Annotated in this window: 21 protein-coding genes; 5 read left to right on the top strand and 16 right to left on the bottom strand. The window is 60.3% G+C overall.

Annotation, left to right across the window (positions count from 1 at the left end):
* Positions 1-26 precede the first annotated feature (26 nt).
* Positions 27-1,037, bottom strand: coding sequence for a UDP-glucose 4-epimerase GalE (gene galE / locus KYK83_RS09065; RefSeq protein ID WP_222827964.1), 1,011 nt, complete (start codon positions 1,035-1,037; stop codon positions 27-29).
* Between the two features lie 136 nt (positions 1,038-1,173).
* On the opposite strand from galE, the gene KYK83_RS09070 reads away from it, so the two are divergent.
* Entirely contained in the window at positions 1,174-1,782 is a 609-nt protein-coding gene (locus KYK83_RS09070) for a DUF4136 domain-containing protein (RefSeq protein WP_103024557.1), read from the top strand.
* The gene (locus tag KYK83_RS09075) at positions 1,779-2,918 is read left to right on the top strand and encodes a M14 family metallopeptidase (protein WP_222827965.1); all 1,140 of its coding nucleotides are present in this window, start codon (positions 1,779-1,781) and stop codon (positions 2,916-2,918) included. Before KYK83_RS09070 ends, KYK83_RS09075 begins: the two co-directional genes overlap by 4 nt.
* 9 nt (positions 2,919-2,927) lie before the next feature.
* Here KYK83_RS09075 and KYK83_RS09080 read toward each other — a convergent pair whose 3' ends face one another.
* From KYK83_RS09080 to KYK83_RS09100, 5 genes are all read right to left on the bottom strand, one after another.
* Positions 2,928-3,101, bottom strand: a complete 174-nt coding sequence (locus KYK83_RS09080; RefSeq protein ID WP_173830077.1) for a hypothetical protein — start codon at positions 3,099-3,101, stop codon at positions 2,928-2,930.
* Between the two features lie 71 nt (positions 3,102-3,172).
* Positions 3,173-4,192: a S66 peptidase family protein gene (locus KYK83_RS09085; protein WP_222827966.1), complete on the bottom strand. Its 1,020-nt coding sequence runs from the start codon at positions 4,190-4,192 to the stop codon at positions 3,173-3,175.
* Positions 4,189-4,593 (bottom strand): cytidine deaminase, encoded by a 405-nt coding sequence (locus KYK83_RS09090; protein ID WP_222827967.1) that lies wholly within the window; start codon positions 4,591-4,593, stop codon positions 4,189-4,191. The genes KYK83_RS09085 and KYK83_RS09090 overlap by 4 nt, the downstream gene beginning before the upstream one ends.
* A 10-nt stretch (positions 4,594-4,603) precedes the next feature.
* Positions 4,604-5,332 carry a glycoside hydrolase family 25 protein gene (locus KYK83_RS09095; protein ID WP_222827968.1) on the bottom strand — a complete coding sequence of 243 codons (729 nt, stop codon included), beginning with the start codon at positions 5,330-5,332 and terminating at the stop codon, positions 4,604-4,606.
* A 9-nt stretch (positions 5,333-5,341) separates the two neighbouring features.
* The gene (locus KYK83_RS09100; RefSeq protein WP_103024552.1) at positions 5,342-5,845 is read right to left on the bottom strand and encodes a UPF0262 family protein; all 504 of its coding nucleotides are present in this window, start codon (positions 5,843-5,845) and stop codon (positions 5,342-5,344) included.
* 139 nt (positions 5,846-5,984) lie between these two features.
* Here KYK83_RS09100 and KYK83_RS09105 point away from each other — a divergent pair, with 139 nt between their 5' ends.
* Complete coding sequence (locus tag KYK83_RS09105; protein WP_196847771.1) at positions 5,985-7,505, top strand: replicative DNA helicase; 1,521 nt, start codon at positions 5,985-5,987, stop codon at positions 7,503-7,505.
* A gap of 1 nt (position 7,506) precedes the next feature.
* On the opposite strand, the gene KYK83_RS09110 is transcribed toward KYK83_RS09105, so the two are convergent.
* Positions 7,507-8,688 (bottom strand): phospholipase D-like domain-containing protein, encoded by a 1,182-nt coding sequence (locus KYK83_RS09110; RefSeq protein WP_222827969.1) that lies wholly within the window; start codon positions 8,686-8,688, stop codon positions 7,507-7,509.
* Positions 8,689-8,796: 108 nt separating this feature from the next.
* Between KYK83_RS09110 and rpoZ the strand changes: the two genes are divergently transcribed.
* Both rpoZ and KYK83_RS09120 read left to right on the top strand, forming a co-directional pair.
* The gene (rpoZ, locus tag KYK83_RS09115; RefSeq protein ID WP_103024549.1) at positions 8,797-9,141 is read left to right on the top strand and encodes a DNA-directed RNA polymerase subunit omega; all 345 of its coding nucleotides are present in this window, start codon (positions 8,797-8,799) and stop codon (positions 9,139-9,141) included.
* Positions 9,142-9,248: 107 nt separating this feature from the next.
* Entirely contained in the window at positions 9,249-10,322 is a 1,074-nt protein-coding gene (locus KYK83_RS09120) for a DUF3667 domain-containing protein (protein WP_222827970.1), read from the top strand.
* Between the two features lie 66 nt (positions 10,323-10,388).
* On the opposite strand, the gene ftsH is transcribed toward KYK83_RS09120, so the two are convergent.
* The 9 genes from ftsH to KYK83_RS09165 form a co-directional block, all read right to left on the bottom strand.
* Positions 10,389-12,347, bottom strand: a complete 1,959-nt coding sequence (gene ftsH / locus KYK83_RS09125) for an ATP-dependent zinc metalloprotease FtsH (protein ID WP_196847768.1) — start codon at positions 12,345-12,347, stop codon at positions 10,389-10,391.
* 93 nt (positions 12,348-12,440) lie between these two features.
* Positions 12,441-13,064, bottom strand: a complete 624-nt coding sequence (locus tag KYK83_RS09130) for an exopolysaccharide biosynthesis protein (protein ID WP_248284350.1) — start codon at positions 13,062-13,064, stop codon at positions 12,441-12,443.
* Positions 13,065-13,117: 53 nt separating this feature from the next.
* The gene (locus KYK83_RS09135) at positions 13,118-13,567 is read right to left on the bottom strand and encodes a MaoC family dehydratase (RefSeq protein ID WP_221597368.1); all 450 of its coding nucleotides are present in this window, start codon (positions 13,565-13,567) and stop codon (positions 13,118-13,120) included.
* Positions 13,567-14,985: an aldehyde dehydrogenase family protein gene (locus KYK83_RS09140; RefSeq protein WP_222827972.1), complete on the bottom strand. Its 1,419-nt coding sequence runs from the start codon at positions 14,983-14,985 to the stop codon at positions 13,567-13,569. Before KYK83_RS09140 ends, KYK83_RS09135 begins: the two co-directional genes overlap by 1 nt.
* Before the next feature lie 25 nt (positions 14,986-15,010).
* Positions 15,011-16,090 carry a CaiB/BaiF CoA transferase family protein gene (locus tag KYK83_RS09145; RefSeq protein ID WP_222827973.1) on the bottom strand — a complete coding sequence of 360 codons (1,080 nt, stop codon included), beginning with the start codon at positions 16,088-16,090 and terminating at the stop codon, positions 15,011-15,013.
* 12 nt (positions 16,091-16,102) lie between these two features.
* Positions 16,103-17,254, bottom strand: coding sequence for an acyl-CoA dehydrogenase family protein (locus tag KYK83_RS09150; protein WP_430299110.1), 1,152 nt, complete (start codon positions 17,252-17,254; stop codon positions 16,103-16,105).
* Positions 17,255-17,498: 244 nt separating this feature from the next.
* Positions 17,499-18,635, bottom strand: a complete 1,137-nt coding sequence (locus KYK83_RS09155; RefSeq protein WP_222827975.1) for a tyrosine-type recombinase/integrase — start codon at positions 18,633-18,635, stop codon at positions 17,499-17,501.
* Positions 18,632-18,862 carry a helix-turn-helix domain-containing protein gene (locus tag KYK83_RS17415; protein WP_222828003.1) on the bottom strand — a complete coding sequence of 77 codons (231 nt, stop codon included), beginning with the start codon at positions 18,860-18,862 and terminating at the stop codon, positions 18,632-18,634. Before KYK83_RS17415 ends, KYK83_RS09155 begins: the two co-directional genes overlap by 4 nt.
* 620 nt (positions 18,863-19,482) lie before the next feature.
* Positions 19,483-20,202: EAL domain-containing protein (locus KYK83_RS09165; RefSeq protein ID WP_222827976.1), on the bottom strand; the 720-nt coding region annotated here is incomplete at its 5' end.

Here is a 20,202-nt window from a genome sequence, read left to right on the forward strand (position 1 = left end):
TGTTGGCGCGGCCAAGCGGGAATCCATCACTTTCCGCGCAGGTCGGAGAGCTTGCGTTCCCATTGCAGCGCATGCGTGATGATATCGTCGAGATCGGCGTATTGCGGCTGCCACGGCAAGACCGAGCGGATGCGCGAAGGGTCCGAAACCAGTTCGCCCGGGTCCCCCGCACGACGCGGCACCAGATGTCGATCAAACGTATGATTGGTCACCCGAACAACGGCATCGAGCACTTCGAACACCGAAAAACCACGCCCATAACCGCAGTTCATGGTCAGCGAACGGTCGGGCTGGCTGATGAGAGCTTCGAGCGAGAGCAGATGAGCGGCGGCCAGGTCGCTGACGTGGATGTAATCGCGCACGCCAGTACCGTCGCGCGTGTCGTAATCGGTGCCGAAGACGGACACGCTGTCCCGCTTGCCCGTCGCCGCCTCGCAGGCGACCTTTATCAGATGTGTTGCCCCAGCCGTCGACTGGCCGGTGCGCCCCTGAGGATCGGCGCCCGCGACATTGAAATACCGCAGCGCGCAATAGTTGAAACGATGCGCCGCGCTGGCATCTGCGAGCATCTGTTCGGTCATCAGCTTGGACCAGCCGTATGGGTTGATCGGCTGTTTGGGGCTGTCTTCCGAAACCGGCGAGACTTCGGGCGTGCCGTAGGTCGCAGCAGTGGAACTGAAGATGAAATGCCGGATGCCGCCAGCAACCGCCGCTTCGATCAGCGCGCGGCTTTTGACGGTGTTGTTGTCGTAATATTTCAGCGGATTTTCGACCGATTCCGGGACCACGACGGACCCTGCAAAATGCATGATGGCCGCGATGCCCTGTTCTGCGAAAATGCGCGTCAACAGGGACGCATCGGCAATGTCGCCTTCGTAAAGTGGCACATCGTCAGGCACGGCAAAGGCAAAGCCGGTCGACAGATTGTCGATCACCGCCACCGGCCAACCTGCATCGCGCAAGGCAAGGACCGCGTGACTGCCGATATACCCGGCCCCGCCGGTCACCAGGACGGGCACTTTTCGAACGTCGTTCATGGCGCGCGGAGTTAGCACAAGATCAGGACGCGGCAACGCTTCACGCGAGCCTCGACGGTTCGCGGTGCAGATTTGCCTGCCCATGCGTTGCAGGGAAAGACAGAAATCTCAGACAGACGTGAGAAGGATCGCCCACATGAAACCTCTACCCATTGCTCTTGGCCTTGCCGCTGCACTGACGCTCGGCGCCTGCACCACCACGCCCACGGGTCCCGTCGAGGTAACCCGGTTCGTTGCCGCCGATCGCACGGCCGAGCTGGGCCGCGGGAGCATCTTCGTCGAGAGCGCCGCCGGGCTGGAGGGCGATAGCCTGACGCTGTCACCCTACAAGGCGGCCGTTGCCGACGAGCTGCGCCGTCTCGGCTATACCGAAAGTGCGCGCGAAGGCGCGGGTCAGGTCGCGCAGGTTTCGGTGGAACGCTACATGCTGGGAAGCGGCGGACGCCGCAGTCCGGTCAATGTCGGTGTGGGCGGTTCCACGGGCAGCTACGGGTCGGGCCTGGGACTTGGGATCGGCATCAATCTTGGCGGCGGACAGAAGGATCGGCTGGGTACGGAAATGGCCGTAACCATCCGCGACAAGGCAACCGGCGAGAGCATCTGGGAAGGCCGCGCCGATTTCCAGGCACCTGAAGATTCGCCCCTTGCACGCGGACCCGCGAACGCCCAGACGGTCGCCTCCGCGCTGTTCCGGGACTTCCCCGGCAACAATGGCGAAACAATAGAAGTAGAGGTTTCCGAGTGAGTGATATCCGGATCGATTCCGCGTTCGACAGCGGCAATATCGAAGTGCTGTCGGTAAACGGCGCCAGCGCCAGGCTGGTGATCCCGAAAGACACGAACAGCGATTTCAAACAGTGGTTTCACTTCCGCGTATCGGGCGCGGCAGGCCGCGAACTGGAACTGAACATCACCGGGCTGGAAGAAAGCGCCTATCCCGGCGGCTGGCCCGGTTACGATGCCTGCGTGTCCGAAGATCGCGATTACTGGGGGCGCGCCGCGTCCAGTTACGACAAGAATACGGACGGCGGTACGCTGACGATCCGTTATCTGCCGGCAAGCGACGTGGCGTGGTTTGCCTATTTCGCGCCCTATTCGATGGAACGCCATCACGATCTGATCTCGGAAGCGGCCGCTTCGGAAGGCGTCGACTACGTTCACCTCGGCACCACGCTCGACGGGCAACCGATCGATTGTCTCGAGATGGGCGAAGGCGAGTTCAAGGTTTGGCTCTATGCCCGCCAGCATCCCGGCGAAACGCAGGCGGAATGGTGGATGGAAGGTGCGCTGGAAGTGCTGACCGACCCCGCCGACAGCGTGGGCCGTCTGCTGCGCGAGAAGTGCCGCCTGCATCTGGTGCCCAACTGCAACCCCGATGGTTCGAAGCGCGGCAATCTGCGCGTCAATGCCGCCGGTTCGAACCTAAACCGCGAATGGGCCGAGCCCAGCGCAGAAAAATCACCGGAAGTACTCGCCATTCGCAACCGGATGGATGAAACGGGCGTCGATTTTGCCATGGATGTCCACGGCGACGAAGCGATCCCGGTCAGCTTCCTCGCTGGTTTCGAAGGCGTCCCGAGCTGGACCGACCAGCAGGGCGATGGATATTACAGCTATGAGGCGATCCTCGACCGCCGCACGCCGGATTTCCAGACCGAACAGGGCTATACCAAATCGGCCCCCGGCAAAGCCAATCTGGCGATGAGCACCAATCAGGTGGCCGAACGTTTCGGCGCCACGTCGATGACGCTGGAAATGCCGTACAAGGACAATCCGGCCAGCCCCGAACCCGAGCAGGGCTGGAGCCCCGAACGCTGCAAGATGCTGGCGCGCGACTGCCTGGCCAGCCTGCTCGAATGGCTGGAAACCCGCGAGGGCTGAGCGAAACGCTCAGCCTTCGAGGATTTTCTGGGCGACCTCTTCGATCGAGCCGGTAACGAGAAGCGGCTGGCCACCGACGATCCCGACGGTGGTCTGGCCGTTCTCGGCCGCGCGCAGCCACGCGATATTCGAGGCGACGACGAGATAGTTCCCGCCGCGCGAATTGAGGGCAACGAATTTCATAACTGGGGAGTCTCCTGATGCAGCGGGAATACCCTGCATCGCTCACGGAGCGGTTAACGGGGGTACCGTGATCAGGCCACGGCGGGATGGAGCATCCGCAGGGTTCGCGCCGTAGCATCGAATTCCACGTCGACGCCGACCGGCAGGCTCAACTGGTTACCGACGTGGCCGGTGTCGAAGCCGGCAATTGCCGGTTTGCCAAGCGCACCAAGGTATTGGTCGACGACGTCGTCGAGCGTGAAGGTATCGCTGCCCGGTGCCGAGGAACCGCAGCGGGTGCACTGGCCGAAGATCACCCCACCCACACGGTCCAGGATTCCGCCAAGCTTCAACTGCTGGAACATGCGATCGACGCGATAGGGGTCTTCGTTGATGTCTTCCACGAAGAGGATCGCACCGTCAAAGTCGGGCAACCAGCCCGTGCCCATCAGGGTCGACAATATGGTGAGATTTCCCCCGAGGAGGCGCCCGCGGGCCGTGCCGCCGGTCAGCGTGCGCGCCGGGCGACCGACGGCATCTTCCACATCCGCCCCGCCGAGGACCGGCGTGCCCGCGGCAAATGCGATCTGCCACAGGCTGTCCCAGCTTTCCTTCTGCCAGCTGCTCGCCCCATTGGGGGCGTGCAGGGTCGCAAAGCCGGCCCGGGCAGCGATGGCAAGATGCAGCGCAGTCGTATCGCTGTAGCCGATCAGCAGCTTGGGGTTGTCACGAATCCCCTTCCAGTCGAGCAAAGGCAGGATGCGCGCCCCGCCCCAGCCGCCGCGTATGGCGAAGATGGCGCGGACATCGGGATCGGCGAACATTACATCGAGATCGCTTGCCCGTGCGGCATCGGTCCCCGCCAGGTAGCCATATTGTTCGCCGACATGCTGCCCCAGCTTCGGCACCAGTCCCATGCCGGTGATCCAGTGGATGGCACGGTCCAGTTCGTCCGGCAGGGTCAAGGCGCTGGCAGGCGCGACCAGCCCGACCGTATCGCCTGCGCGCAGGCGCGGCGGTTTGCGGCCAGCTTTCGCAGACAAGGAACCCGGCATGAGCGCCGCCCCCGCCAGCCCACCCAGCAGGCCAAGCGCGGTGCGGCGCGCGATCATGCGAGGCTCGCAGGGCCGAATGCGTGCGGCAGCAGATCCGACAGGCGCAGCCTGCGCACTTCGTCCGGGCCGACACAGAGAATTTCGGGATCCGTCCCGCCAAGCTGTGCAAGTTCGTTGAGCACCTGGCGGCAACGACCGCAGGGCGTGATCGGATCTGTGCCCGGACCGGTCACAGCGACCGCTTGCAGCCCGCCGCGGGCGCCATCGGCCATGGCCTTGGACACCGCGACCGTTTCCGCACACAGGGCCAGGCCGTAGCTGGCGTTTTCGATATTCGTTCCGGTCACGATGCTGCCATCTGCAAAACGTAGCGCCGCGCCGACGGGAAATTTCGAATAGGGCGAATAGGAGTGCTGCGCAGCCTGGCGCGCGGCATCGATAAGTTCCTGGTCGGTCATCGTTCAGTCCTCAGGGCCGGACAACGACCCAGCGCAGCGGTTCCTGCGCAGCTTCGGTCTTGTACCAGCGATTGGCGGTCCACATCAGCCACGGCCTGCTTGCGTAATCTGGTTCGACCCAGCTGCGGGTAAGCCATAGCTGACGGTCGAACCGGCGCGACGGCGCATAGGCGGCTTCGAATTCTTCTACCGGCGCGAGGATGGCGGGTTTGCCGCTATGCGCCTCGATCTGGTTGACGAGCGTGGTCAGCTCGCTCTGCACCGCGGCATCCGACACGCGCGACGGGCACTGGTCGGCCGTCGTTTCCAGCAGAATGACCGGAGGCAGGAGGTCGCTGTCGCGCGGTACCATGGTGACGAAATTGGCCGACTGGCCATCGGCCACGGCGCAGGGATCGAAACGGTGCGTCGCCCCCACCGCGAGCCCTGCGGTGCGTGCGCGGGCGAGGTTCTGCCCGAATGCGATATCCTTGCGCCCGGCCCCGTCGCTTGCTTCCAGATAGACGAATTTGGCGCCAAGGCCCGCAATGGTGCCGAAATCGACCGCGCCATCGGCGGCGCCCACCAGCGCGCCCTGATCGGGCCAGACCGCCTCGTCCGGCCGCCAGCTGCGACCCTTGTGCCAGCCATAGGCACCGGCGACGAGCAGCAGGACCAGCACCAGCAGCACGATCTTTCCCACCCGCGGGAACAGCCTTTTCGCCCCGGCCCTGCGCCGTCCGCGTCCGCGCTTAGCCATACTTACCCCTCAGCCCTTGATATGCAGTACGCAGATGAGCGTGAAGAGGCGCCGCGCAGTGGCGAAATCCGTTTCGATCTTGCCCTCCAGCCGCTCAACCAGCAGCTCTGCCGCGCGATTGTGAATGCCCCGGCGCGCCATGTCGATCGTCTCGATTTCCATCGGCGTCGCTTTGCGAATGGCCTGATAATAACTGTCGCAGATGGCGAAATATTCGCGGATCGGCCGCCGGAAGCGCGCCAGACCGAGCAACAGTTCTTCCAGCAGCTGATCGTCCTGATCGGCGATCCGCATCAGCAGGCGCCCATCGCGAACCGCAAGGGTCAGGCGGTAGGGCCCGGCCGCGCCGCGCTCTGCCGCGCGCACCGGCTTGAACAGGTTTTCCTCGATCAGATCGAAGATGGCGATCCGCCGTTCCTGCTCGATATCGGCATTGCGCCAGATGATCGTCTCTTCATCGAGCTCGATATGCGCGATGCGATGGTCGCCCGGAGAAGATGCTGAATCGGTCATGCCTGCACGCTGCTTTCGCAGAGATAGGCGGGTTGCGGCAAGGGGCTCGCGAAGTGTCCCCACTATCCACAGGGCGAAATGAAAATTTAGCGGCCTAATTTCCTTGTCACCACGACCCCGCGGCAGGCATCAGACGCGCATGGCCGATACCGATCTCCTCTTCCGCACCGACGATTCGACCGATGCCAGATCGGCGAAAGGTCCCGTGCTGCCCGCCAACCTGGAAGCGGAAGCGGCCTTTCTGGGCGCCGTGCTGATCGACAACAAGGTGATCGAGGAACTGACCACGCCGCTGATGGCGGATCATTTCCACGAGCCGGTGCACCAGCGCATCTATGAACGCGTGCTCAAGCTGCTGGACCGCAATTCGGTGGCGACGCCGGTTACACTCAAGCCCTATTTTGAGAGCGACGAGGCGCTGAAGCAGCTTGGCGGCACGACCTATCTGGCGCAGCTGACAGCCGACGGCCAGGGCTTGCTGCACCCGCGCGAACTGGCCGACCAGATCTATGACCTCGCGCTGCTGCGCGAACTGGTGAGCGTGGGGCGCAATCTCGTGGAAGGGGCGCTGGACACGTCGGACGAGGTCGAACCGCTGCGCAAGATCGAGATGGCCGAGGCCGATCTCTACCGCGTGGCCGAAGGCGCGACGACGGGCAGCGAGGCGCAGACCTTCCGCAAGGCGGCGTTCGGCGCGCTGGAAGTGGTCCAGGCGGCGATGAATTCGGGGGGGCGCTTCTCGGGCAAGACCACCGGCCTCGACACGATCAACGACAAGACCAGCGGCCTGCACAATTCGGACCTCGTGATCCTTGCCGGGCGCCCGGCCATGGGCAAGACCTCGCTCGCCACCAACATCGCCTTCAATGCGGCGCGGCGGCTGATGGACGATCTCAAGACGGGAATCGAGGCCGACAAGTCGCCCGGCGCGGGCGTTGCTTTCTTCAGCCTGGAAATGAGCGCCGACCAGCTGGCCACGCGTATCCTGGCCGAACAGGCGGAAATCTCGAGCGAAAAGCTGCGTTCGGGCAAATTGAGCCGGGAGGAATTCCAGCGCCTGTCCTTCGCCAGCCAAGAGCTGACCGACCTGCCGCTCTATATCGACGACACCCCGGCGCTGACCATCGGCGCGCTGCGGACACGGGCGCGGCGCCTGAAGCGGCGCCACAATATCGGCCTGGTGATCGTCGACTATCTGCAACTGCTGCAGGGTTCCGGCCGTGCAAGCGACAACCGGGTGAACGAAATCTCGGAAATCAGCCGCGGACTGAAGACGCTGGCGAAGGAACTGCACGTTCCGGTGATCGCCCTGTCGCAGCTTTCACGCCAGGTCGAACAGCGCGAAGACAAGCGCCCGCAGCTCGCCGACCTGCGCGAATCGGGTTCGATCGAGCAGGACGCCGACATGGTGTGGTTCATCTTCCGCGCCGAATATTATCACAACGCGACCAAGCCCGACACGCCCGACGAAACCAGTTCGGAAGAAGTGCGGATGAAATACGCCGAATGGGAAGCGCGCCATCTGGAACTGGTCAACAAGGCAACCCTGATCGTGGCCAAGCAGCGGCACGGCTCGACCGGCAATGTTCCACTGCTCTTCCACAGCGAGTTCACCAAGTTTTCCAGCCCGGAAGTGCGGAACTACGAGGAATACGAGTAGGTCAGATCCCCAGGTTCAGGCGCCTGGTAACGGTGTAGTCGATCACCGATACCAGCAGCCAACTGAGGTTCCAGCGAATGCGGTTCCAGATCGTCGCGCGCTGCTTGTGAAGCGGTATCGAAATGCGTTCGGACGCCTCGATGTGCCAGCTGATGAAGTCGCGCATGCGATCAGCCAGGGCAGCATCGTCCACCTTCAGCACCAGTTCGAGATTGATGTAGAGGCTGCGCATGTCGAAATTCGCGCTGCCGAGATAAACCGAATCGTCCAGCACGATCAGCTTGGTGTGCAGCTTGCAGGGCGCGAATTCCCAGATCTGCGCCCGTTTCGAAAGCAGATAGCCATAGAGCGAGCGGCTGGCGCCGATCGTGGCGCCATTGTCCGATTTGCCGGCCATCACGAGGCGCGTCGCGCCTTTCTGCGCGATCCGGCCCATCCTGCGCAGCAGCTTTCTCGGCGGGCTGAAATAAGCCATGAACATATCCAGGCGATCGCCGGAGACGAGATCGTCCGACACGCAACGCGCCCAGCTGGACAAACCGCGTGTCGGCCCGCCGACCAGCCATGTCGTGCGGGCCTGTTTCCATTCCCAGTCGCGGACCGTGCGCGCGATTTCCCGGGCGTGCTGTTCTTCACGTTCGGTCCATTGGCGCAATTTGGAATACCAGTCGTTCAGGCCTTCGACCGCAGATCCTTCGATGACGATGCCGAGATCGTTCCACCCGTTCTCGGCCGGAGGAGCAAAGTAATCGTCGGCGATGTTAAAGCCCCCGAACATCGCTTTCCTGCCGTCTGCGATAACCATTTTCTGGTGGTTGCGGATGAGATAGCGCCGGGTCCACTTCGCCGAAAAACACAGGAATTCGCCGCCCGCCTCGACCAGAGGCTGCAGAAATGCATCGGTCGCATCGGCGCCGAAACGATCCACGATGAGGGTCACCCCGACCCCGCGCCTTGCCGCCGCAACGAGCGCATCGCGAAATTGCGTGCTGACCGTATCCTCGGCAAATATGTAGAAGCAGACGTCGAGACTTTTCCGTGCGCCGGCGACGAGATCGAACAACGCCTTACGCCGGGCCTCCCCGCCCGGATAGAAAGCGAGATGCTGGCCCGCTGCATCCATTTCGAAAGGCTCCGGATCGGTAAAGTCCGCGCCGGGGCTGGCCGTTTCGATGTCTCCCATACTTCCGGCCTTACTCGCTTGCTGACGGGTGGCAATCCTTGACTGTCGAGCCCCGAGCGCTTAAATGGCGCGCTTTCCCGGAATCACTTGATTTGCATCGGAGTGCCAATGGCGCGCGTTACTGTCGAAGACTGCGTAGACAAGGTCCCCAACCGTTTCGATCTCGTCCTGCTGGCTGCCCAGCGGGCACGTGAGATTTCTGGTGGTGCGGAAATGACCGTCGATCGCGATCGCGACAAGAACCCGGTCGTTGCCCTGCGCGAAATCGCCGAACAGACGGTCAAGCCGAAGGAACTGCACGAAGCTGCAGTGACCAACCTGCAGAAAATCCTACCGGACGACGATGACGAGATGGATGAAGTGGGTTCGCTGAGCCAGTCCGCAGAAGCACTGCGGATCACCGCTTCGGCACCGACCCGTTCGACCTCGATCGGCGCCGACTACGACGGCTGATCCGAGCAGGCTTGCTGAAAATAGTGGAAAGGCCGCCCGCTGGGCGGCCTTTTTGCGTTGCAGCAAGGATGGCGCTGGCCTTATCCTGCAACTGGACAGGAGGGCATATGAGCGAGTTCGGCGACGCATTCGGGACTGCAGTCGAAGGCGGCCTTTTCGCCAAGGCCGTGGGCCGCGGAAGCAAGGGCCTGCCAGAAGCTGCAGAGCTGCAGGCTGGCCACTTCGACGAAGGGGCATGCCTCAATTGCGGAACGGCGCTGACGGGCAACTATTGCCACGCCTGCGGCCAGAAAGCGCATCTGCACCGGACGCTGGGCGCGTTCTTGCATGATCTTCTGCATGGCGCCCTGCACTTCGAAGGCAAAACCTGGAAGACCCTGCCGAAGCTGGCGCTGAAGCCCGGCCAGCTTACCCGTCGCTACATAGAAGGCGAACGCGCATCCTTCGTTAGCCCGATGGGCCTGTTTCTGTTCTCCGTCTTCCTGATGTTCGCGGTTTTCCAGGTTGCAGGGATCGGACTTTCTACCCCGCCGCAATTCGGTTCTGCCAGCCGCGACATCACGCACGCCATCGAAAATCTTGAACGCGAGCGCGCCGACTTGCGCGCCGAGCTTTCGGCAATGGAGCCCAACGACCCCGGGCGTTCCGAAACACAGGCGGATCTGGCCCGAGTGGAAGAACAGGTGACAACGCTGAACTCGCTGCCGGTTATGGGCCCCGGCGCGAAAGGACAGACGCAATGGAAATCCGGCATCGGGTGGTTCGATAAGACGATCAAGAAGTGGAACGATAACCCGAACCTGATGCTCTACAAACTGCAGAGCAACAGCTACAAATTCAGCTGGCTGTTGATTCCGTTGTCATTGCCGTTCGTCTGGCTTCTGTTCTTCTGGAAGCGCCGCTTCCGCGCCTATGACCACGCGATTTTCGTGACATATTCGATCGCGTTCATGTCGCTCCTGTTCATCGTGATTTCGATCCTGGTGAAGGTCGGGGCGCCCGAGTGGTTATCGGCAGGCCTGGCGTTTATCGTGCCACCGATCCACATCTACAAGCAATTGCGCCATGCATATGATCTGAACCGCTTTTCGGCTTACTGGCGGCTGGCGTTGCTACTGATCTTCATCACCATCATTGCCAGCCTCTTCATCCAGCTGGTGTTCTTCCTCGGCGCGTTCTGACGACGCGAAAGAAAAAAGGGGCGCTCCCGCGAGGAGCGCCCCTTATGATTGGGTTGGCCATGGCCTTCAGGCACCTTGCGGCGCAGTGCCCCCGCCGAATTTCCTGCCGGCCTTCGGGACAGCGGCCCCTGCAAGCGGCTTGATCGTGACGGAGCTCTTGGGTTCGTCCGGCCGGTCGATCTTGCCATCTTTCATCAGCTGATCGATTTCTTCCCCGGTCAGTGTCTCGTATTCGAGCATAGCCTGAGCAAGCAGGTGCAACTTGTCCTCCTGATCTGTCAGAATTTCCGTTGCCCGCTTCAGACCGTTTTCGACCAGATCCTTGATTTCGGCATCGATCAGCTTGTTCGTTTCAGCACCGCCCATGGTACGCGCGGTCTGTCCCATGCCGAGATAACCTTCCTGGCTCTGTTCGTATTGCAGGGGACCGAGCTTGTCGGACATGCCCCACTTGGTGACCATATTCCGGGCGAGATCGGTGGCGTACTGAATGTCGCCGCTGGCACCGCTCGATACCTTGTCGTGACCGAAGATGATCTCTTCTGCGACGCGGCCGCCCATAGCGACCGCCAGGTTCGCGTGCATCTTGTCACGGTGGTAGGAATAGCTGTCCCGTTCAGGCAGACGCATGACCATGCCCAGCGCGCGACCGCGCGGAATGATCGTTGCCTTATGGATGGGATCGGATGCCGGCTCGTTCAGCGACACCAGCGCGTGGCCGGCCTCGTGATAGGCGGTCATCTTCTTCTCATCCTCGGTCATGACCATGCTGCGGCGCTCCGCACCCATCATGACCTTGTCCTTGGCGTCTTCGAACTCCTGCATGGCGACCAGGCGCTTGTTGCGGCGCGCGGCAAGCAAGGCCGCTTCGTTACACAGGTTGGCGAGATCCGCCCCCGAGAAACCGGGTGTTCCGCGCGCGATCGTGCGAGGATTGACGTCGGGCGCCAGCGGCAGCTTCTTCATATGAACGGCGAGAATTTTCTCACGGCCGTCGATATCCGGCACCGGCACCACGACCTGACGGTCGAAACGACCCGGACGCAGCAGTGCAGGATCGAGCACGTCGGGGCGGTTGGTGGCGGCGATGATGATGATGCCTTCGTTCGCCTCGAACCCGTCCATTTCGACCAGCAGCTGGTTCAGCGTCTGCTCGCGCTCGTCGTTCGAATTGCCCAACCCATGGCCGCGTGAACGGCCAACGGCATCGATTTCGTCGATAAAGAGGATGCACGGGGCATTCTTCTTCGCCTGTTCGAACATGTCGCGCACGCGGCTTGCACCGACGCCGACGAACATTTCGACGAAGTCAGACCCTGAAATGGTAAAGAACGGCACGCCCGCCTCGCCCGCAATGGCGCGAGCCAGCAGTGTCTTACCGGTACCGGGCGAGCCGACGAGCAGCGCACCCTTGGGAATCTGGCCGCCGAGTTTGGAGAAGCGCTGCGGATCCTTGAGGAATTCGACGATCTCTTCCAGCTCTTCGCGGGCTTCATCGATGCCGGCGACATCGTCGAACGTAACCTTGCCCTGCCGTTCCGTCAGCAGCTTGGCTTTCGATTTTCCGAAACCCATCGCGCCACCCGCGCCGCCGCCCTTCTGGACCTGGCGCAAGGCGAAGAATGCGATACCGAGGATCAGCACGAATGGCAGGATCTGGATCAGTGCGTAGAGCAGGATATTGCCATTATCGGCTTCCGCACCCGAATAGCGCACGCCATTGTCTTCGAGCAGCTGGGGCAACGATGTATCGTTGGCCACGGGAATGGTCGAAAACTGTTCGCCATTCTTCATTTCACCCACGATCTGGGTTTCGGAAATCTGCACATTGGCAACCGAGCCTTCGGCAACCTTGTCGCGGAAGTCGGAATAAAGCAGCTGCGTACCATTGCCGCTGCTGCTGCCACCAAAGAACGAGACGACCATCAGCAGGGCGAGAAAAATGCCGCCCCAGATCATCAGGCTCTTCACCCAGGGGTTGGGTCCGTTGCCTTCGGGCTCGGGGGGAGAATTCTGCTCGCTCATTCGCGGGTTCCTTTCATTCCCGAGTATGTAGGATACCACAGGTGAATGGCAAGTTGACCCGTGCCCGCAATTTTACGTGTGCCGCAGCGCGGTTCACAGGAACGGCAGACCGCCGCCATCGCCCGAAGAATTTAGGAACATGTAAAGGCCCGCCCCGGCCGCAATGCCGGTGAAGACAAGCGCAGCAAGGACGAGTGCACCGTCCCGCACGGTAAGAGCCAGTCCCAACACTGCGATGGCGAGCATCGGGAAGGAACTGGCGAAGGGCAGAAATTCGAGGGGCGGCACCGTACAGCACAATGCGATGATGAGGATCGCGACCAATTTGATAGCGATGCCTTCGGTCAGTATTTCAAGGCGACCTTCGCTGTGCCGGTCGAGAAATTTGCCGACACCGCGAAGCTTGCCGACCGCCTTGTGAAGTTTCCTAGAGCCGACCGCCCGCTTCTGCACGAACTGCGGCATCCAGACATGGTCGCGCCCAATGAGGAGCTGAACCGCTATCAGCGCGATGAACAGCGCGAGAGCGGTTGGCAGTCCCGGTATGCCGCCGATCGGCGAAAGTTCGAGCAAGGCGGGAAGCATTATGAAGGGGCCGAAGCTTCGTTCGCCGAAATCGTCCAGAACATCCGCGACGCAGACCTTGTCGCCGTGCGAAGCAAGCTCGTCGAGCTCGCTGAGCACTTCGGTTACGCTGGATGGTTCGTGATGCGCCAACTGCAACTCCCTCGCGCACGAAACGCCCATACGGCGAAAAGGTTACGCGCGGATCATCCCGCCTTCTTCAGCAAAGCCGAACGTTCGCAGCGGCATACCACTTCGCCGCGCTGGTTCACGGCTTCATGCATGAAGGTGACGATCCCCGTGTCCGGCCGCGATTTGCTTTCGCGCAGAGCGATGACTTCGCTGGTTGCATGAAGCGTGTCGCCGATGAAAACCGGCTTGGGCATGACCAGCTTGTCATAGCCGAGATTGGCGACCAGCGTGCCGAGCGTGGTATCCCCCACGCTCAACCCCACCATCAGCGAAAAAGTATAGGTCCCGTTGACGAGGATCTGTCCAAATTCACTCTCCTTGGCCGCTTCCACATCGAGATGAAGTGGCTGGGGATTGTGGGTCATCACGGTGAAGAAGAGGTTGTCCGCTTCCGTCACCGTGCGCCGTATTTCATGCGTCAACTTGTCGCCGACCGTCCATTCATCGAAGTGCCTGCCTGCCATCAGCTGTGACCCATGACGGCTTTCACCTCGAGGAAGTCGTGGAAGCCCCATTCACCCCATTCGCGGCCATTGCCCGATTTCTTGTAACCGCCGAAAGCCGCGTTCATGTCGTAACCGCCATTGATCGCGACCCGCCCGGCACGGATGCGCTTGGCGAGGCTGCGGGCGAGTTCGATATCTTCGCCGGTGATCGCGCTGGCGAGGCCGTATTCGGTATCGTTGGCGATGCGAATGGCATCATCGTAATCGTCGTAGCCCAGAATGCAGAGCACGGGACCGAAGATTTCTTCGCGCGCGATGGTCATGTCGTTGTCGACATCGGCGAAGACGGTCGGCTTGACGAAGTGACCTGTTTCGAGGCCCTCCGGCTTGCCGGGACCGCCAGCGACCAATGTCGCGCCTTCCTCGATGCCTTTTTCGATCAGGCCCTGGATCTTGTCCCATTGGGTACGGCTGACTACCGGTCCGATTGCGGCATTGCCCTTGGGATCGCCGGGAATGACACCCTCTGCCGCTTCCCTGGCGGCAGCCTTGGCTTCCTCCATGCGCTTGCGCGGCACGAGCATGCGCGAAGGGGCGGTACAGGTCTGGCCCGAATTGCCCATCATCGCGACTGTGCCCTTGGCGACCGACTTTGCAAACGACCCGTCATCGAGGACGATGTTGGGGCTCTTGCCACCCAGTTCCTGCGCCACGCGCTTGACCGTATCGGCCGCGTTCTTGGCAATCAGCACGCCGGCACGGGTCGAGCCGGTAAAGCTGACCATGTCGATGTCGGGATGACCCGAGATCGCCTCGCCGACACCTGGACCGTCGCCGTTGATCAGATTGAAGACACCGGCAGGCACACCAGCCGCGTCGAGGATTTCAGCGAATATGTAAGCGTTGAAGGGTGCAATCTCGCTGGGCTTGAGGATCATGGTGTTGCCCGTCGCAAGCGCCGGGAAGACCTTGCAGGCGATCTGGTTGAGCGGCCAGTTCCACGGAGTGATCATGCCGACAACGCCGATCGGTTCCCACACATGAAGCGTCGGGCCGTCCTGGCGTTCGAACTCGAAGCCTTCGAGAATTTCGATGGCCTTTTGGCAGTGGCCGGCCAGCAAGCCGACATGCGGGCCGTTGGCAAGGCTCATCGGGGCGCCCATTTCATCGCTGACGGCAGTGGCGAGTTCTTCCTTGCGGCTTTCGATCTCGGCCTGGATCGCGCGCAGCAGCGTCAGCCGATCTTCCCTGCTCGTCTGGCTGAAGCTTTCGAAAGCACGGCGCGCTGCCGCCACGGCCTTGTCGACATCGGCCTTCGTGCCGAAGCTGATCTGGCCGATCGTTTCCTCGGTCGCCGGGTTTTCGACGTCGACGGTGTTTGCAGCCTCGGGGGCGACCCATTGGCCATCGATGTAGAATTTGGTGCAATCGCGCATGGGAATCTCTCCTTTGCGCGGTTCACTAGCCTCCTTCGGACCAGCGCGCCACCACTGCATCGCCATCCTGAACGCTGTCGCGGATGGTCGCGGGCGTCCGGTCGAAACGCGGTGCAGGTGCCGTATGCCAGCGCCCGCCATGTTCGACGAACGCACCGCGCGCCTTCATATGCGGATGGTCTTTCGCGTGATCGAGCGGGACGACCGGCGCGAAACAGGCATCGGTGCCTTCGAGCAGTTCACACCATTCGTCCTGCGTTTTCGTCGCGAACAGATTCGCAAGATCGTGGGCATAGCTGTCCCATTTCGACGGATCCATCTGCGCTTCCCGCAGGTGATCGGGCGCATCGGCACGCTGAAGCAATTCGGCATAGAATTGCGGCTCGATGGCCCCCACGCTGATTTCCTTCCCGTCCTTGCAGGTATAGCAGCGGTAGAAATGCGCGGCCCCGCCCAGCAGGCCCGCGCCGCGATCGACCGTGCGCAAGGCGCTGTGCGGTTGGCCGTAGAAGAAACTCATCAAGCTGGTGACGCCATCGACGATCGCCGCATCGACAACCTGACCTTTGCCGCTGCTGGTCCGTTCGAACAACGCCGCAAGGATGCCCATGGCGCAATACATCGAACCGCCGCCGAAATCGCCGACGAGATTCTGTGGCGGCACGGGCAGTTCTCCCCGCTTGCCGATCGCATCCAGCGCGCCGGTGATAGCGATGTAGTTGAGATCATGCCCGGCCGCTTGCGCTAAGGGGCCGTCCTGTCCCCAGCCGGTCATACGGGCGTAGATGAGAGCCGGATTGGCCGAGAGCAGATCATCGGGTCCGAGACCGAGCCGCTCCATAACTCCGGGACGAAAACCTTCAATCAGCACATCGGCGTGCTTCAGCGCTGTCTTGACGAAGGCCTGACCATCCTCGCTCTTCAGATCGACCGCGACACGGTGGCGCGCGCGTTCGACGACGGGATTCATCGGCTGATGGCCGGACCGTTCGATCCGCACGACTTCCGCCCCCATGTCGGCCAGCATCATCGCGACGTGGGGCCCCGGGCCGATGCCCTGGAATTCGACGACCTTGAGGCCGGTCAGCGGACCGTTGCTCGGCATATTGTTCTCTCCCTAAAAGCTTTTCGGCAGATCCAGCACATGCGTTGCCACATGGCTCAGGATCAGATTGGTGCTGATCGGCGCGACTTGGTACAAACGCGTCTCGCGAAACTTGCGCTCGACATCGTATTCCTCGGCGAAGCCGAAGCCGCCATGCGTCTGGATGCACGTGTCGGCCGCAAACCAACTCGCCTCGCTCGCCAGCATCTTGGCCATGTTCGCCTCCGTCCCGGCGCCTTCCCCGGCGTCGAACATTCGCGCGGCCTTGGTCACCATTTCGGCAGCTGCGGAGAGCTGGACGTACGCGCGCGCGATAGGAAACTGGATACCCTGATTTTCGCCGATCGCGCGACCGAAGACAGTACGATCCTTCGCGTAAGCCGAAGCGCGGTCGATAAAAAAGCGCCCATCGCCAATGCATTCGCTGGCAATAAGGATCCGCTCGGCATTCATGCCGGAAAGGATGTAGCGAAAGCCCTTCCCCTCCTCCCCGATCAGTGCGCTGGCTGGCACGCGCAGATCATCGAAGAACAGCTCCGTCGTCGCATGATTGAGCATGGTACGCACGGGCCTTACGGTCAGCCCGTTGCCGACCGCCTCGCGCATATCGACCAGAAGAACGCTCATGCCATCGGATGGCTTGGCGCATTCGTCGCGCGGGGTGGTGCGGCACAGCAGGACCATCAGGTCGGAATGCTCGGCGCGGCTGATCCAGATTTTCTGACCATTGACGATGTAGTCGTCGCCCTCCCGCCGAGCGAAGGTCGAGATACGCGTGGTATCGGTACCGGCACCCGGCTCGGTCACACCGAAGGCTTGCAGGCGCAATTCCCCGCTTGCGATCTTGGGAAGATAGGTGCGCTTCTGTTCTTCCGATCCATGCTTGAGAAGCGTACCCATCGTGTACATCTGCGCATGGCAGGCCCCGCCGTTCGAGCCTGAACGATGGATTTCTTCCAAGACGGCGCATGCCGCCTCCAGGCCCAGGCCGGATCCGTCATATTCTTCCGGTTTCAGGACCGACAGAAACCCTGCCTCGGTCAGCGCAGTGACGAATTCGGTCGGATAGGCGCGCTCACGGTCGAGCTGTTGCCAGTACTCGCCTGAAAACTTCGCACATAGTCGCCGGACCGCATCGCGGATTTCCGGAAAGGTCTCGCTCAAAACTCCGTCTCCCATTGCAACCTGTCTGGCGCGGGAATTCGGCTTTGGCAACGGTGATGGGAAGAATGGATGCCCCGTGAGGATTCGAACCTCAATTGACGGAGGCAGAGTCCCATTGCAACGGACAACGACTCGGTCAAAAATCGGGGGAAACAGGGGCGTTCCCGCATCCATGTCGCAAATTTGCTGCATTGAGAATTAGTCGCGATCGGGAACACCGTCCTCGTCGGGCGGACAGATATCGTCAGGGACGATTTTTGAGAACCCAATCATCCACCGCCCGCATCATGTCGGCGGCACATTCCTTGAGGTCAATTAGGTGCCCGTAGAGGTCAAACGTAACCTGTATAGAAGAATGACCCATAAGTTTCTGGACGCGCTTTGCAGAGAACCCCATTTCAATCCATATCGAAGCTGTAGTGTGCCTCGTCGCGTGCAAGCTTCGAAGATGCTTGGTCGCGCCTTCGACCACCTTTGTAAGACCGGCCTCAAACATTATCGGATCATAAAGCTGACTAATTTGCTGAAAATAGGTCATCGGCCGTCCTTGCCTATCTGGGAAAACGAAGTCATCGGAACTGGGGTTAGCCTTCGCCTTCAACACAGCTACGGCCTTGTGGCAGCTGGGTGTCAGCGGTATCGTACGAAAGCTGGAAACCGATTTTGGCGGTCCGATATTAAGCCATCGATCTGCCCGTTGTGAAATTGTGACCGTCCCCTTCTCCAGATTTACCCCTTCCCAAGTAAGGCCACGTCCTTCGGACGATCGCAAACCGTGAAGCCAGAAGAGGTGCGCGAAAGCTCTGTGCTTAGGACCAAGTATGGTTGATGCGGTTAGCGCTGAGTTGACTTCATCCATCTTAAAAAACTCTTGCCGATGACGGTGCCTTTTCGACGTTTCTAGTTTCACTTTCTCAGCTACATTTATGGAAATCAGGTCCTTATCGTCACCCAGATTCATAATGATCTTGAAATACGAGAAGGCCCGCGCAGCGCTATAAGGGCTGAGGTCCCGAAGTAGTTGATCTCGAAATTCTTCAACAAGTGCCCGGGTGAGCTTAGCAAGCTTAAGGCTGCCAATGCGCGGAACGATATGTTGTCTCAGAACGCGGCGGTATTCCTCGTAAGTCGATCTCTCCAGACCTTCAGATATTGCCCTGTCGATCCAAAGTTCTCCAGCTTGGGAAACGGTTATACTGCCCGCAAGACTGACGTGCGATCCGCGGTGAAGTTCGCCTGAAACCTCAATCCAACGACGCTCCGCCTCGCGTTTCGTGGAGAAGGTTTCCTGTTTCCGTTTCCCATTGCCGTCAGAATAGACCAGCACCCAAGCAGTCTTCGTATGGTCTCCGGAAACCCAAGTACGTTTTCGGATGCTCATGCTACCCTCCCTTCCACGGAGAATTGCGATCCCGATGAGCTAGCATCGCGCCTCTGGGACGCCCCCGCGAACGTTGCATCGAGTTCGCTCTTCCTGAAGAAAAGTCGATGCCCGAGACGGACGTACGGTAGATAGTCTTTTGCACACAATCCATAGATCGTTCGTACTTCTAGGCCCGTATATTTTGCGGCGGCGGCAGCCCCACAGATAATATCTCCTCTCAACATTTTATCCTCCAAGTGCGCCTTCGAATGATAATCAGTTATAGCATAACTGTTAAAGTCTTGGAGTCAGTAAATTTGATCTTTAGTTACATTAACTATCTCAGGGTATTTCAGGATATTTTATGGCAAATCACTCTTTACGTACCTGCGCAGGATTTTCTGATTTATTTATTCTACGCTTGTCCTGAAATATCCTCCAATATGCTGGAATGCACTCAGGCGCGAACCTGAAAAGTTCCAGCAGGTCCGCCGGAAATCAACAACACGGAAGGGCAGAAAATAAGCGCTATGCGGGTAACAGTTTCATGCTCTGCCCCCCCGGCCAGCAAGGTTCGAGAAACCTACGACTCGAGTGCTTCAAGGACCGCAAGCCATTTAGGAGCGAGAATCCAAACCCTCTAGTGAGAGCGTCTGCGAGTTGGTGCGCATGCCCACGGTCGCTACCGTGACAATCATCGAATGGCGATCCTCAACGCGGCTCGACGAATGACTGCTTTGCGCCCTAATAACGGTCATTCGAGAGATTGATGTAGCAACCCAAAAGCGGACGTTCGCTTAACAATGAAAGGTTGCCTAGCTTGCCGAGTGCTATCAGTCGATAAGCAGAAAATTGTTAGTCGCGTTCAGGCCGCAAGTGAAGTGTGCGACGTAAGCATTTCCCTTATGTCTTCTGGGCTTGTCGGTCTTCCAATGAAATAGCCCTGAGCAAGATCGCAGCCCGCTTCCCGGAGGAAGGTGAGACAGCTTCGATCCTCCACTCCTTCTGCAACAACGCGCAGACCAAACCGATGCGCAAGGTCGATGGTCGACTGGACAAGAAGCGCATCGTTTGGGTCCTCATGGGCGTGTTGAACAAAGCTCCGGTCGATCTTCAGTTCGGACAAGGGCAGCTGCTTGAGATAAGTCAATGTCGACTGGCCTGTGCCATAATCATCCATCGAGATTGCGATGCCAAGATCGCGAAAGTGCTGAAGTGCGGCGACAGCGGCGCTGGGATCATCGATTGTTGCTGATTCAGTCACCTCGAAAATCAAACGATCCCGCGGAATTCCTGTCTCCGTGAGGACCCGCTTTGCCTTGTCGATGAATTCGTTTGAATAGACCAGCTTTGCAGAAATATTGACTGCAGCGCTGACGACTAGACCATGTTGGCACCAAGCGGCCAAATCATCGATGGTTCTTTGCAGAACATACAAGGTCAGGTCGCATATGCGGTTCGCATCTTCGGCCATCGGAATGAATAGGTCGGGTCGTAACGGACCGCGTTGCGGATGATTCCAACGGACGAGTGCTTCGACGCTGGTGATACGATCAGTCTTCAAATCAAGCTTCGGCTGATAGAC

Source organism: Qipengyuania pacifica, assembly GCF_019857205.1.
Taxonomy (GTDB): Bacteria; Pseudomonadota; Alphaproteobacteria; order Sphingomonadales; family Sphingomonadaceae; genus Qipengyuania; species Qipengyuania pacifica.

What these genes read in the sequence shown, in the direction of transcription:
- KYK83_RS17415 (WP_222828003.1), bottom strand. Translation starts at nt 18,862, where the DNA reads ATGTTGAGAGGAGATATTATCTGTGGGGCTGCCGCCGCCGCAAAATAT.
- KYK83_RS09120 (WP_222827970.1), top strand. Translation starts at nt 9,249, where the DNA reads ATGAGCGAGTTCGGCGACGCATTCGGGACTGCAGTCGAAGGCGGCCTT.
- KYK83_RS09135 (WP_221597368.1), bottom strand. Translation starts at nt 13,567, where the DNA reads ATGGCAGGCAGGCACTTCGATGAATGGACGGTCGGCGACAAGTTGACG.
- KYK83_RS09080 (WP_173830077.1), bottom strand. Translation starts at nt 3,101, where the DNA reads ATGAAATTCGTTGCCCTCAATTCGCGCGGCGGGAACTATCTCGTCGTC.
- rpoZ (WP_103024549.1), top strand. Translation starts at nt 8,797, where the DNA reads ATGGCGCGCGTTACTGTCGAAGACTGCGTAGACAAGGTCCCCAACCGT.
- KYK83_RS09155 (WP_222827975.1), bottom strand. Translation starts at nt 18,635, where the DNA reads ATGAGCATCCGAAAACGTACTTGGGTTTCCGGAGACCATACGAAGACT.
- ftsH (WP_196847768.1), bottom strand. Translation starts at nt 12,347, where the DNA reads ATGAGCGAGCAGAATTCTCCCCCCGAGCCCGAAGGCAACGGACCCAAC.
- galE (WP_222827964.1), bottom strand. Translation starts at nt 1,037, where the DNA reads ATGAACGACGTTCGAAAAGTGCCCGTCCTGGTGACCGGCGGGGCCGGG.
- KYK83_RS09070 (WP_103024557.1), top strand. Translation starts at nt 1,174, where the DNA reads ATGAAACCTCTACCCATTGCTCTTGGCCTTGCCGCTGCACTGACGCTC.
- KYK83_RS09105 (WP_196847771.1), top strand. Translation starts at nt 5,985, where the DNA reads ATGGCCGATACCGATCTCCTCTTCCGCACCGACGATTCGACCGATGCC.
- KYK83_RS09110 (WP_222827969.1), bottom strand. Translation starts at nt 8,688, where the DNA reads ATGGGAGACATCGAAACGGCCAGCCCCGGCGCGGACTTTACCGATCCG.
- KYK83_RS09085 (WP_222827966.1), bottom strand. Translation starts at nt 4,192, where the DNA reads ATGATCGCGCGCCGCACCGCGCTTGGCCTGCTGGGTGGGCTGGCGGGG.
- KYK83_RS09100 (WP_103024552.1), bottom strand. Translation starts at nt 5,845, where the DNA reads ATGACCGATTCAGCATCTTCTCCGGGCGACCATCGCATCGCGCATATC.
- KYK83_RS09140 (WP_222827972.1), bottom strand. Translation starts at nt 14,985, where the DNA reads ATGCGCGATTGCACCAAATTCTACATCGATGGCCAATGGGTCGCCCCC.
- KYK83_RS09145 (WP_222827973.1), bottom strand. Translation starts at nt 16,090, where the DNA reads ATGCCGAGCAACGGTCCGCTGACCGGCCTCAAGGTCGTCGAATTCCAG.
- KYK83_RS09095 (WP_222827968.1), bottom strand. Translation starts at nt 5,332, where the DNA reads ATGGCTAAGCGCGGACGCGGACGGCGCAGGGCCGGGGCGAAAAGGCTG.
- KYK83_RS09090 (WP_222827967.1), bottom strand. Translation starts at nt 4,593, where the DNA reads ATGACCGACCAGGAACTTATCGATGCCGCGCGCCAGGCTGCGCAGCAC.